We start from the raw sequence: 13080 nt of genomic DNA, 5'->3' as shown, positions 1-13080 counted from the left end.
CCGTGACGGTTGATTTCCTTGTGAAGGTAGGGCTTGCGAGGACGGGGCATGAAGCGAATCAAAGCACGAAATGCTCTTCGGGCTCAACAGTCTCATCGATGTCCTGTTCTTCTTTGTATCTGACCAGGTCGACGATGATCGTGCCGTCCGGCCTAATTCGTATGGATGAAGCGCCGGCTGCTTTTGCAGCGCGGATCGCTCGTGCCAGTTCGCCTTGGGTAAATCGGGCGGAGCGTCGGCTCATGAAACGCCTTTGGTTCACTTAGCGCTCTGCCGCAAGCGCATTTCCAATGCTGAGAATTATGTACCTCAGTCCGAACTCGCCGTCCGCCCCTCGCGGGACCGTCTCGCTGAAGCTGGATGCCGTGGCGTAGAAAAGGATGGGTTCGGTTAGTTGAGGAGGGCACCTCCAGAAACTGCCGCGCTGATCGTTGTGCCATAGACCTCACAAGGTTTCATCGAGCTCGCGCCGCGGACGCCATATGGCGGGATCTGCAATCCATCGGTTGATGTCGGATTCATGCCAACCAGTTCCGTTGCTGCTGATTTTGAGTGGGGTCGGGAACGTGCCCTCGGCGATCTTGCGGTAGATGGTGGACCTGGACAGCCCGGTCCTGGCGAGGACTGTTTTCAACCTGATGATACGGTCTGGCTCGCGCATGGCCGTGATGCCCCTCGCTGGTCGCTTCTGACGTCCGGCGAGACCAGAGCCCGAATAGGTGCAGGCGGACAATAGGAGTTCGTGCGTTGCCAGCTGTGGCGTAGAGCCGGCGGCAAACGGGATGGGTCAAATTCCAAGGCCTCGGCCTCTGCCGAGATCAATGCCATGGACGAAGGCCAGATCCTGGCCGACCCGGCGGCCTGATTCGAATGCAATGCCGAGATCGTTCTTGCGGCCAGCCAGGACGGACTCCAATTGCGGATCACGTTCGAGGCTCTTCGCCATGTCGCCCATCGCGGACCGCGTAGCTTTGTAGCCGGACAAGTCGCCCGTCTGATATAGGCGCTGGCTTGTCTGGTCGAGCTTCCGCCACCGCTCAACAAAGTTTTCGGCGCGACGGGCAGGATCGATGCGCAGTTCGGTCTCGAGCTGAAGCGCGCGGATAACGCCGCTGAGACGTCCGCCGGCAGCTTCCCGGGCGAGCTCCGGGTTCTTCCTATATGCGGCTTCAGCGTCGTGCGAGCCAAAGGGGCGCACCTCCTCGAAAGCTTGACGCGCCTTTTGCAACTCTTTCACCTGTTCGCTACTCGCTCGGCCGCTCGTCTCCCGCGCCGCAAAGATCGCATCCACCGCGCGGGCATGGCGCACCAGCGCCCGGGTCCGGACGCGACGTGCGTCCGCTTCGGGATCTGGCGCCACGTTCCTTGCCGGGACTTCGGCTCCGCGCCGGTCGGCTGCGGGATCGCTGCTTTCCCTTTCCGGCGTTGCCTGTCCCGGACTTCGTCCGCTATCCGGTCCGGTCACATCAGCCGGGGAGCGCAGGCCGTTGAAAATGTCGCGCAGCTTCTCGGGCACAATCTTGCGCACGATCTCGGCCACGCGATCGCGGAAAGTGATCCCACGCCGCTCGGCGTAGCTCTGGAGCTGATCGACGCGCTCGTAATCCGAGGCCATGTCCTTGACGCGATCGCGCGACAGGGCGCGGGTGAGCCGGTCCGCATTGGCAAAATCATCGCGACCATAGTGCAGGTCCACCTCGTCGCGATGCCGTGACAAGGCGACATAGCTGCTGTGGGCATCCATGCCGGGCGTCGCCAGGACATGGACGCGGTCGACCGTCATGCCCTGCGCCTTGTGGATCGTTGCTGCATAGCCATGGTCGAGCCGATTGTAATCCTTGAGGTCGAAGCGCACGGATCGGCCATCGTCGGTCTGCACGGCTATGGACTGCGCGCTGACCTGCGCGATGGTCCCGAGCGTGCCATTCTTGACGCCGAGCCCGCGCTCGTTCTGCAGGAACATAACCCGATCCCCGCTGGCAAAGTTTCTCGCGCCGCGCTCGACCGTCGCCTCCACCTCGTCGCCGAGATCGCCCGCTGCCCGCATGCGCTCGCGCGCTGCCTCGTTCAGGATGCGGACCTCGTCGTTCGTGTGGGTCAGGATGATCCGGCTCCGATCCGGTGATGACTGCCGGTCGCGATCCCAGTGATCGATCAGATCGGCGCGCGCCCGGTCGCGGGTCGGCGCTTCATGCATCATGCCGTGGGAGCGGTAGGCCTCTAGCGCATGACCCACTTTGCCGGTCGCCAGATCGCGCGTGGCGTCGCGCTGCCAGTCCTCGCGCTGGCGGCGCACGTTGCCAATTTCCGCGCCACCGTGACGCTCATGGATGGAGCGGAAGGCAGCGCCGGCTTCGATGGCCTGCAACTGTTGCGGATCACCGACCAGCACCACCTTGGCTCCAGCCTCGGCGGCATGGGACAACACGCGCTCGAGCTGCCGCGTGCCGACCATCCCCGCCTCGTCGATGACAAGCACATCGCTCGATTTGAGCAGATCTCGGCCCTGTCCCCAGCCGTGCTCCAGGCTGGCGATCGTGCGCGACGCAATGCCCGATCCGCTCTCGAGGTTTTCGGCCGCGATACCGGACAGCGCCACGCCCCGGACCTCGTAGCCTGCCGCTTCCCACGCCTCCCGCGCCACCCCCAGCATTGCGCTCTTTCCCGTCCCGGCGTGGCCAACCACGACGCCGAGATCGCGTCTATTCGTGACATGCGCCAATGCTTCAGCCTGCTCGGGCGAAAGCACCAAGCCGCGCGCTGCCGCTCGCGCCAACCCGGATGTCCGCTCCGTAGCTCGAACCTCATGGCGCTCCCGCTCCGCCAAGCGTGCAGCAGCCCGGTGCAGACGCTGTTCTGCCTCGATCATTCCGCGGGTGGTGAACCGATCCTCGCCGCGGGAGTCCTTGCCGAGTTCGACCAGAGCTGGCGCTCCGTGCATCGCGCCCATAACCTGGTTGAACTGGTCGAGCCCGTCGCTGTGCCGGTGCGCGAACTTCGCCAGATCCCGGCGTGTGAATGTCGATTGCTGCTGGGTGATGGCGTCCAGCCCAATGGTGGGATCGGCGATGATCCGCGCGCCATTGTTGTGCGCGATCTCGCGGTGCATCTCGGCGCGGTCGGCCTCAAACGGTTCGCCTGCAATGCCCCGAAGCTCGATCCGTTTGGCGGGCGCGCCGATCTGGCTTTGCGGCTCCAGCGCAATGCCCTGGGCTTCCAGACTGCGATGGTCGATCCTGGCGTCGATGTCGAGCTCGGCTAGCCGCTCGTTGGCAAGCTCCGCCCAGCGTTCGCGCCAGCGCTCGACCATCTCCGTGCGATTCCAGTCCCGGACCTTCTGGCCAAAGCCGTTCTCGTCGACCGCGCGCATGGTGAGCATCACATGGGCATGCGGCTTGGGTGTGCCGTCGTCGACCCTGTCCCAATGCAGATTGAGATCAGCAACCATGCCCACATCGACGAACTCGCCGCGAGCGAAGTCTCGAGCCAGCTCGATGCCCTGCGCCTCAGTCAGCTCGCGCGGAAGCGCGAACTCGACCTCCCGGGCAAGCTGGGCGTCCTTGCGGACTTCGAACGCTTCGACGTCGTTCCAGAGCCGCTCGCGGTCGCTCCACGCCTTCGGCGCATTCTCCGGCAGCATCACCTCGGAATGGACGACGCCGCGCTTGGCGGAAAAATCCTGCTCACGGCCAAGCCGCTCGTCACGCAGCCGCGAGCCGGAGCGGTAGGCCGCCGAAGCCACCGCACTGCTCCCGGCCTTCCGGCCTATGATCTTGACGTGAAGATGATAGATCGCCATCGCGATCCAATCACTGGCACAGCGAAGCGCACGTCGGAACGACGTATAAGCGCGCCCTCCCTCGAAAAAATCTCGGGAAGGACTATACCGTCCCAGGCCATCCTGATGACCTTACAGCATTCTGCCGTTTGCTCGCCTATCATCTCTCCATCAAACTCATGGAGAGGACGATGCGCAAACCACGAGACTTTGATGCGGATCTGAAGGCACTCGAAGACAAGGCGCGCGGGCTTAAGACTCGCAAGGTCCGCCAGCTCGGCGAATTGTTGATCGCCACCGGGGCTGACGCGCTCACGGCTGAAGAACTGGCCGGCGCACTCATTTTGCTGGCTGAGACGAAAGAGGCCGGGAAGAGGGAGGCATGGGCCAGGCGCGGCGCCGCGTTCTTTCAAAGCCGGTCGCGGCGAGATGCGACAGCAACTAGTCGCAATACTGATGGCGATCCTGCGCAACCGAGCGGCGCGCAACCGGCACCGAGCCGCAAGGGCGCGACGTGACATGCCCACGTGGCAGGTCGAGCGCCGCAAGCGAACGCGGCACCTCATCGAACTCGGCGGCCTCGTCGTGAAAGCTGGGGTCGTAGACCTGACCGGCGACGATCGCTCCATCATTCTCGGCGCGCTGCTCTCGATAGCCGACAAGCTCGAAAGCGATCAGGGCGAAAGGGCGCGAGCGCTGTGGGCCGCAAAGGGGAAGCAAGCGTTTGAAGCGGAGGCGGCGACACACAGGGGGACCCGATCGAACTGATCCGGCGGTTCGTCGGTGATGCACGACAATGGCACGTCAGCCAAGCGACGGCTGGCGTTTGCCGCAAGCTCGGGATCCGCAGTGCGACCTTCTACAAGTGAAAGGTGAAGTACGGCGGTCTGGAAGTCTCCGACATCAGGCGGCGGAAGGCACCGGAAGACGAGAACGCCAGCTGAAGAAGCTTTCCAGCGTGGCTCAGCGCGGAATATCATCTGCGTGGTCGCACGGAAGATGAGCTTGGCGATCTGCAGAGAAGAGCCTGAGCCAGGCTTGCCGTCCAGCGCTCACCGCAGCGCCTGGAAGAGCGCGGCCAGCAAGGCGGCGCGCGGGGCGAGCGTATCGATGAAAATCTGCTCGTGATCGGTATGCGCACCCAGCCCGTCCGGTCCGAGGCCATCGAGTGTGGGCGCATAGGGGGCGGTGAAATTGCCATCCGACCCGCCGCCCGTGCTGACTCCCTCAAGCACGAAGCCAATTTCGGCCGCCACCGCATGGGCGTGATCGAACAACAGCTTTGCTCCCGGTGATTGCTCGAAGGGGGGACGGCTAATGCCGCCGGTGATGGTGAGCGTCACGCCGCTGGTTTTGGGCTGGAGCCCCAGAATCCGGGCGCAGATGTCTTGCGCTGCTTCCGCGTCGGGCACCCGCAGATCGACTTGGGCCTGCGCGAAATCGGGAATGATATTCCGCTTCGTGCCGCCCGAAACCACGCCCACTGTTACCGTGATGCCCCGCTTCTCGTCGGAGAGCCCCTCCAGCGCCAGGATCACATGGCCAAGTTCCCGCACGGCGCTCCGTCCCTCCAGCGGCTTGGCCCCGGCATGCGAAGCCTTGCCGTGGATCTTGACCTCGAAGCAGCCGATCCCCTTGCGCGCCGTAACGATCTTGCCGCCATCGCGCGCCGGCTCCGTCACCAGCACATACTTGGCCTTCTTGCCGAATTCTTCGATCAAGGGGCGGGAGGTGGGGCTGCCGATCTCCTCGTCAGAAACGTAGAGATGCGTGATGCCGAGCGGCCCGCCTCCCGCTTGGGCGGTGGCACGCAGGGCGTTGTGGGCAAGGTTGGCGCCCGCCTTCATGTCATAGATGCCGGGGCCGAAGGCGGAATTGCCTTCCACGCGAAAGGGCAGGCGGCTCTGGATGAATCCCACGGGGTGCACTGTATCCAGATGGCTGAGCACGAGGATTCCGGGCTCGGACTGACCCCAGTTGGAGCGGACGACCAGATGATCGCCGCAGCCATCCGAACCAGCTATTCGTTCGAGCGAGACGGGCAGGCCGGCGTGATCCGCCATCACCTCATCCACCAGGCGATTGAGCTGGTCCGGGCGTTCCGTGGGGGTTTCGATTTCCACCCAACGGCGGATCTGGTCGAGGAGAATGGGGGTTGAGAACATGGGATTTCCGAAGGAGGAGAGGATGAGAACAAAGAAGTGCCAGCGAAGATCGCCTCGGCCACCGCTTCGCCGCCTTCAGAACCTCGGCCCCAATGCGGGATGCCGCGCGGTTCTGCGCCACGACAATGCCGTCGCCAGAGCGCTAGGCTGGCTTGCTGACATGCCAGCGGGGTCGAGAGCGAAGAAGAATGAGCCGACGGCAAGGGCGTTCTCTGAGATTTCCAGCGCATGGCTTCCAATCATGCGGAGGCGAAGCGCTCGAATCCAATAGAAACTCGGCATTTGGCGATTGCTCAAACAGCAATGCTTGCCTCATCGCGATGCCGTCGCGGCGTTGTAGTCAATTTGGCAGTCGCAATGTCTTTCCGGGCGCGAAGAGTTCGATATCGCTGATGACCTCATCGAGGCACTGGAGGAATTCCTCGACGATCATCGGCAGCCGCCGGCCTGTCAGCACCTGCACTTGAATGGAGCGCTGCTCGAGAATGGGATGGGTGAGTGGCAGTGCAACCACCCCTCCATTCTTCACATGCTTGGCCATGGAAAAGAAGCTCGCGACGGAAAGGCCAGCCCCCGTCAAAACCAGCTGATGAATGGTGGCCGAGGATGTGGTTTCGAGAACGGGTTTTACCGCCACGCCCTCATGCGCGCAGGCCATGTCGAAAAGCTGGCGTACAGTGGTTTCCGCGCCCATCAGAAACATGGGAACCTTCTCGAGATCCTTCAGGGTCAGGCTTGAGCGGCCGGCATAGGAATGATCGGTACTTGCGAAGGCCATGATGGCGCCATTGAGCCGGCGAAGCACCCGGATCTCCGGCTGGGGCGCCAGCGAGAAGGCGATGCCGATATCCGCTTCGCCCGAGCGCACACGCTCGGTCACGAGGCGTGAACTGAGGACCGAAAGTTTCACATGCACGCCTGGCCGCAGGTGCTGAAGGCGCGCAATGGCCATGGGCATGGCATATTGCGCTGTTCCCTCCACCGTGGTGATGCGCAACACGGCGGTTTCGTGCCCCCGCAGGCGTTGCAGATCCGCGCTGACCCGCTCGTTCTCCAGCTCCTGCCGGCGGGCGTGGTTCGCCAGAATTTCACCGGCATGGGTGAGGCGCATTCCCCGTGCGTGCCGTTCGAACAGGGGAATGCCGAGCTGAGCTTCCAGTCCCGCAATCTGGCGGGAAATCGCAGAGCCTGCGACGTGAAGAACCTCCCCCGCAGCTTGCACAGACCCCGTTCGCGCCACGGCAGCAAAATAACGCAGGGCTGTGCTGTCCATGAGGCAGGTATCCTGACGAGATGCAAGCGTTGCCGAAAAGGCAATGCTTTCATCTAATCATTCTTATGGCGGCATCGCAACGCTTCGTGCAGCTTTTCGGGTGGGCAGGTCAGGGAGCCCAAACCGGAGACACCAATGCCTTTCAAGACAAAACTGGTACAGACATGCGCTTTCGCGCTGCTGGCCAGCAGCATCGTGGCGATTGCGCCCGCCTTTGCCGGGCAGAAGGATGACACCATCCGCTTCGCATATGAGCAGGCGCCGGAAAGTGTCGACCCCTTCTTCAACAACGTGCGCGTCGGCGTGATCATGGGCCAGCTGGTCTGGGATACGCTGATCTATCGCGACCCCAACACCAATGAATACAAGGGCCAGCTTGCCAAGGAATGGAAATGGGCGGACGACAAGACGCTCGATCTCACCCTGCGCGAGGGGATCAAGTTCCATAACGGCGAGGAATTCGACGCCGATGATGTGGTCTACACCCTGAATTTCGTCGCGAAGCCGGAAAACAAGGTTGTCACCCAGACGAACGTGAACTGGATCGCGGGCGCCGAGAAACTCGGCAAGTATCAGGTACGGGTGAAGCTGAAACAGCCCTTCCCCGCGGCGATCGAATATCTTGCCGGGCCGGTGGTCATTCATCCGAACGAATACTACGCGCAGGTTGGCCCGCAGGGCATGAACCAGAAGCCGGTCGGCACCGGCCCCTATCGCGTGGTGGAGCAGGTGCAGGGCAAATCGATCAAGCTCGTCGCCAATCCGGACTACCCGAAGGAGCTGCATAAATCAGCTCCGAAGATCAAGAATCTCAAGATCCGCTTTCTGCCGGATAGGCAGACCCAGAATGCTGAAATTATGGCCGAAAACCTTGATTTCATCATGGGTGTGCAGGCCGACCAGGCCCTCGCCCTGAAGAGCGTGCCGCATCTGCAAGCGGTCGAAGGTGAGACGATGCGCATCGTCTTCCTCAACTTGAATACGCGGGAGGACAGTCTGTTCCCCGCGATGCGCGACATCCGCGTCCGCAAGGCCATCGCCCATGCGATGCCGAAAATGCAGATGGTGCGCCAGCTTCTGGGCGAGAAGGCGCGGCTGATCAACGTGGTTTGCTTCCCGAGCTAGTTCGGCTGCGACGATACCGGTGCGCCGATCTACGCTTATGATCCCAACAAGGCGCGTGACCTCTTGAAGGAGGCCGGCTTCGGGCCGAACAATAAGCTTGAATTCGATATCTTCGCCTATCGTGAGCGTGACCAGACCGAAGCGATGATCGGCGCGCTGCGCGCCGTCGGCATCACGGCCAACCTCAAGTTCATGCAATATGCTGCCATGCGCGAGCAGATCCGCGCGAACAAGGTCGCTGTATCGCACCAGACCTGGGGATCGTTCTCGGTGAATGATGCTTCTGCCTCTGCGCCGAACTTCTTCAAGTTCGGGGCGGATGACATGGCACGGGATCCTGAAATCCGCGACCTTCTGGAAAAGGCGGATACATCCGTAGATCCTGTCGCGCGCAAAGAGGCTTACCGCAAGGCGCTGACGCTGATCCAGGAACGGGTGCTCGCCGTGCCGCTCTATTCGCTGACGACCCAATACGTGGCGAACAAGGCCCTGCGCTTCAACACCTATCCGGATGAGATGCCCCGCTTCTGGGAAATGAGCTGGAAATAACCTTCACTCTTCGCATCCGGCCATGAATCCGTGCGGAGGGGGCAGTGCCTTCCGCGAGCCAATCGAGTTCCGCTATGCTGCAATATTGCCTGAAACGTCTCGCGACGGCGTTTCTCGTGGCGTTGTTCGTCTCCATCCTCAGTTTCCTTCTCATCCGCATGTCGGGCGATGTTGCCATCGCGCTGGCGGGCGAAGGGGTGCGGCTGGAGGACATCGAGGCGGTTCGCACGTCTCACGGCCTCGATCGCCCGCTAATCGTGCAATATCTCAACGCTGAATAAGATTACGGCCCAGAAGGGTATCACGATTGCCGAGGCAGCCAGTCGCGTCGCGGATCTGTTGCCTTTAACGTCATCGCGCATTTTCTCAGATCGAAGGGCTCGTGCCCAACTCAATCCAAAGAGATCCATAATCGGGCGTTGCCAACGACCTGAGTGCTGACGCTGTCAATTGTCACGAGCAGCGTGTATTGTGACCGTTTGTCGAAAACAGTGGGAAAGATCCTCGATGAACGACGACAGATTCCCGCCTATTGAACCCCACGATAGCGGCATGCTCGACGTGGGCGACGGCCATTGCGTATATTGGGAATGTTCAGGAAATCCCGAGGGTAAACCAGTTCTTTACATACACGGCGGCCCTGGTTCCGGGGTCACCCCTGGGCAGCGACGCTTCTTCGATCCAAGTGCCTATCGTGCCGTCCTCTTCGACCAGCGCGGCTGTGGCCGCAGTAGGCCGCTAGCAAGTGCGCTGGATGCAGATCTGAGCACCAATACCACCGCTCATCTTCTCGCTGACATCGAAAGGTTGCGTGAATTCCTCGGAATTCAACGGTGGATCATACTTGGAATCTCCTGGGGAACCACCCTAGCCCTGGCCTATGCACAAATGTTTCCCCAGCGGATCGACGCTATGGTGCTAGCACTCGTGACGACGACTTCTCGTCGGGACGTTAAGTGGATAACCACCGACGTTGGACGTATTTTTCCTCGCGAGTGGCACCGATTTGCGAGCGCCGTGCCTACCTCATTACGAAATCTTCCGTTAGCAGATGCATACGCCGCACTTCTCTTCGATCACGACCCCGCGATTAGGGATAGAGCAGCATCGGAGTGGTGCGCCTGGGAAGACACCCACATCTCACTCGCTCCCGGCCACATGCCTAATCCACGCTATAACGATCCGGATTTTCGCTTGCAGTTCGCGCGCCTGGTCACTCACTATTGGCGACACGCAGCCTTCCTCGAGGAAGATCAATTGGTCCACAATGCTGAAAAGTTGAATGGCATCCCAGGGATCATGATTCACGGCCGCTACGATATCAGCAGTCCGCTCGATGTTGCCTTCAACATATCGCAGAGGTGGCGCGCTAGCGAGCTTCGCGTCATTGACGACGCCGGACATGGCGGCGGTGGCACTCTCTTATCTGCGATAATTAACTCCCTCGGACAATTTTCAACAAAGTAGCAATCACAGAATTGGGATACGACCGGGTCATGCATACTCAAAATATCTGTATTGCAAGAGCCAGTCTTGCCAGTACGATGAGCGGGACCTATCGGAGGAACCCCAGTTGAAATCCCTTGCTAATCGCTTCGTTCACAGTCTTCACGTCAAGCTTCTCACGCACGCGACGCATTAGATAGTCGGCTCCATGCCTAGTAATCTTCATGCAGGGCGCGATCCGATCTAATGTCTTACCCTTCGACGCTAACCTGAGCGCCTCAAGTTCACGGCCTGTCAGCTTGACGACGTCCGCCAGCTCGCGCCTACGACGCAGGTAAAGCAAGCGGCTCGTCGTTATTGACGCCAAGTGCGCTAGCCGAATCCGATCATCAGGAAATATCTCTAGCTTGTCGCCTGCAACTGTGAAACTCAAAACCCAGGTGTCGAGTGTGGGAACCGCTATCTCCAGGCCGTCGTGTAATCCGGAATCGCCGGCCAACTCAAGTATATGCTCTGTCGCGCTATCGAGTACATAAGACTGGCGTAACTCACTCCAAAGGAACGGCGGATGAAGACGACGCAACAGCCTAGTCTTAAGATCACGATGAACTAGGCCCCCGCCGTAGTATTGCTCCACAAACGCCGGGGGCAGTGTATTCAAGAGGATGCCGTTCAGAAGATCGAACCGCAAAAGGCCGGGTTCTGGCAGGATACTGCAGGCCAGATAGTCAGCTCCCAAATTTGATACAAACCGCAACAGTTCGTTCTGAATTGTTGTGGCGCTCTCTGCCTGTTCGATAGTTTCGATGAACGAATTCGTCCTGCGGAAATCAGGTAAGCTATTGAGAGACACGCGACCTCCGCTACTGTCGTTCAAACGCGATCCTCAACGCAGTCTGCGTGCGTCGATTGCAAGATCATACTACCTCCGTTAGCTATACAACAGTACGGCATCTCGTAGTTGTCTTCGACAAAGCCAGTCCGACGGACGCGCCACGGCCGAAGAAGTCCTCAATAGAAGGAGGCGCCTGCTCGAATCTGATTTTTCTCCTGGCTTGAAGAGATCCGTATTCACTGCGAAGCTAACAGGATTTCGACCATTCCTGGCGCTTATCTGGAGCCCCACTCCGACGGCGTCGCAGTCTCTGTGAGCCTGACCGCTCCGAGTCTCCGATCGCTACGGAGATTACAGATCTTGCGCGCTTAAGTCGTGCTAGACATGACGCAGCTCACGCTGCTCACCTGGGCAGCGCCAGAGAGAGCCCCGCGACCATCTGCATTTGATAACTGCAGCGGACCATAGCATCTGCCGATTGACCGCAATGTGAGAGCCCACGTCCCTTCAAGGCTACTTGGCCAGAAATAAGGACCGTGGGTCGAGATAGAGTCTACACAATTTTGTGTCCATCCCAGCGTCTCTTCGGATGCCGATATGCATGTCGCTTAACATGCCACCTGCGCGATGGAATTTCGTCAACACCTTCGCGGTGTTCGTCTTTGCGTAGTAGCTTTGCCTTGAGCGCTAAGCCGCTCCCCGATGCTCTAGTGCTCATTCATGGGCATTAACAAGCTCGCGCCTCTCGCAGCGAAGTGACCTTGCCCCCAAGTTTTATCCAGGTCTCAGTTCGTTCGGGCGGTTGGATGTGCCCATCCGGGCGGTGGTAGCGGCGGGGGCTGGCGCGGAGCTTTCGACATAGCGCAGCGCCAGATCCCGACGCGGATTGCAGGTTGCGGCGAACTCGGACGGCGTTTTCCACCCGAGCTGCGAGTGTGGTCGTTCATCATTGTAGTCGGCCCGCCAGCATCTGAGCGCGACGCGGGTCTGGGCGAGCGAGGTGAGCAGCGTCTCGTTCAGCAGTTCATCCCGCAAGCGGCCGTTGAGGCTCTCGATGAAGGCGTTCTGCATGGGTTTGCCCGGCGCGATGTAGTGCCAGGCGACACGGCTCTGATCGGTCCATGCCAGGATGGCATTGCTCGTGAACTCGCTGCCGTTGTCGCTCACCACCATCTTGGGCTTGCCACGCTCGGGACCAGCCGGTCCAGCTCCCGAGCGACCCGGGCGCCCGAGAGTGAGGTGTCGGCCACCAGCGCCAAGCACTCGCGGGTGCAGTCGTCGACCACGGTCAGGATGCGGAAGCGCCGGCCATCGGTCATCTGATCCGACACGAAGTCGAGCGACCAGCGATCATTCGGGAGCAGCGGCACCGTCATTGGCGCTCGGGTGCCGAGAGCCCGCTTACGGCCACCTCTGCGGCGCACCGTGAGCCGTTCCTCTCGGTACAGACGGAACAGCTTCTTGTGATTGACCAGGTAGCCCTCCCGCTTGAGCAGGACGTGCAGGCGACGATAGCCGAAGCGGCGACGCTCATGGGCGATCGCCCTCATGCGCTCCCGCAGCCCGGCATCATCGGCCCGGCTCGTCTGATATCTGACCGTCATGCGGCAATAGCCGATGGCTTTACACGCCCGCCGTTCGCTCATCCCGTGGACGCCCATGAGATGTCCGACAGCTTTCCGCTTCGCCGCGGGCGTTACCACTTCTTTCCCAGGAGATCCTTCAGCGCTACATTGTCCAGCATGGCGTCCGCCAGCAGCCGCTTCAGCCGCGTGTTCTCGTCCTCCAGCGTCTTCAGCCGCTTGGCCTCCGAGACGTCCATTCCACCGAACTTGGCCTTCCACTTGTAAATGCTGGCGTCGCTCACGCCATGCTTGCGGCACAGATCGGCGACCGGAACGCCAGCCTC

At 60.9% G+C, this 13080-nt stretch carries 10 protein-coding genes and 3 pseudogenes; 6 read left to right on the top strand and 7 right to left on the bottom strand.

Annotated elements, in window-relative coordinates; translation table 11 throughout:
* Window positions 1-58 precede the first annotated feature (58 nt).
* From ACQR1B_RS35105 to traA, 3 genes are all read right to left on the bottom strand, one after another.
* Entirely contained in the window at window positions 59-244 is a 186-nt protein-coding gene (locus ACQR1B_RS35105) for a hypothetical protein (protein ID WP_434837447.1), read from the bottom strand.
* Window positions 245-445: 201 nt separating this feature from the next.
* Entirely contained in the window at window positions 446-661 is a 216-nt protein-coding gene (locus ACQR1B_RS35100; protein ID WP_434837446.1) for a helix-turn-helix transcriptional regulator, read from the bottom strand.
* 126 nt (window positions 662-787) lie between these two features.
* Window positions 788-3799 carry a Ti-type conjugative transfer relaxase TraA gene (gene traA, locus ACQR1B_RS35095; protein ID WP_434874962.1) on the bottom strand — a complete coding sequence of 1004 codons (3012 nt, stop codon included), beginning with the start codon at window positions 3797-3799 and terminating at the stop codon, window positions 788-790.
* 170 nt (window positions 3800-3969) lie between these two features.
* Here traA and ACQR1B_RS35090 point away from each other — a divergent pair, with 170 nt between their 5' ends.
* The 3 genes and pseudogenes from ACQR1B_RS35090 to ACQR1B_RS35080 form a co-directional block, all read left to right on the top strand.
* Window positions 3970-4296, top strand: coding sequence for a conjugal transfer protein TraD (locus tag ACQR1B_RS35090; RefSeq protein ID WP_434837444.1), 327 nt, complete (start codon window positions 3970-3972; stop codon window positions 4294-4296).
* A gap of 1 nt (window position 4297) precedes the next feature.
* Entirely contained in the window at window positions 4298-4546 is a 249-nt protein-coding gene (locus ACQR1B_RS35085; RefSeq protein WP_434837443.1) for a conjugal transfer protein TraD, read from the top strand.
* A gap of 56 nt (window positions 4547-4602) precedes the next feature.
* A pseudogene (locus ACQR1B_RS35080) lies at window positions 4603-4713 on the top strand (transposase); the annotation flags it as partial.
* A 117-nt stretch (window positions 4714-4830) separates the two neighbouring features.
* On the opposite strand, the gene ACQR1B_RS35075 reads toward ACQR1B_RS35080, so the two are convergent.
* Window positions 4831-5943: a M20 family metallopeptidase gene (locus ACQR1B_RS35075; RefSeq protein ID WP_434837442.1), complete on the bottom strand. Its 1113-nt coding sequence runs from the start codon at window positions 5941-5943 to the stop codon at window positions 4831-4833.
* 340 nt (window positions 5944-6283) lie between these two features.
* The gene (locus tag ACQR1B_RS35070; protein WP_434837441.1) at window positions 6284-7216 is read right to left on the bottom strand and encodes a LysR family transcriptional regulator; all 933 of its coding nucleotides are present in this window, start codon (window positions 7214-7216) and stop codon (window positions 6284-6286) included.
* Between the two features lie 135 nt (window positions 7217-7351).
* Here ACQR1B_RS35070 and ACQR1B_RS35065 point away from each other — a divergent pair.
* The 3 genes and pseudogenes from ACQR1B_RS35065 to pip all read left to right on the top strand — a co-directional run bounded on the left by ACQR1B_RS35065 (window position 7352) and on the right by pip (window position 10357).
* Window positions 7352-8890: pseudogene (locus tag ACQR1B_RS35065) on the top strand (ABC transporter substrate-binding protein).
* Window positions 8891-8964: 74 nt separating this feature from the next.
* Complete coding sequence (locus ACQR1B_RS35060; protein ID WP_434837440.1) at window positions 8965-9171, top strand: hypothetical protein; 207 nt, start codon at window positions 8965-8967, stop codon at window positions 9169-9171.
* A gap of 226 nt (window positions 9172-9397) precedes the next feature.
* On the top strand, window positions 9398-10357 hold the full coding sequence (gene pip, locus ACQR1B_RS35055; RefSeq protein ID WP_434837439.1) for a prolyl aminopeptidase: 960 nt from the start codon (window positions 9398-9400) through the stop codon (window positions 10355-10357).
* Window positions 10358-10445: 88 nt separating this feature from the next.
* Here pip and ACQR1B_RS35050 read toward each other — a convergent pair whose 3' ends face one another.
* A complete protein-coding gene (locus ACQR1B_RS35050) occupies window positions 10446-11189 on the bottom strand; it encodes an autoinducer binding domain-containing protein (RefSeq protein WP_434837438.1) in 744 nt (247 codons plus the stop codon).
* A 756-nt stretch (window positions 11190-11945) separates the two neighbouring features.
* Window positions 11946-13080 (bottom strand): annotated as a pseudogene (locus ACQR1B_RS35045) (IS3 family transposase); the annotation flags it as partial.

This window comes from Bradyrhizobium oligotrophicum (genome assembly GCF_051168495.1).
In the GTDB taxonomy this organism is placed as follows: domain Bacteria; phylum Pseudomonadota; class Alphaproteobacteria; order Rhizobiales; family Xanthobacteraceae; genus Bradyrhizobium; species Bradyrhizobium oligotrophicum_A.
The sequence above is the reverse complement of the archived record's forward strand: the minus strand, read 5'-3'. Positions and strand labels throughout refer to the sequence as shown.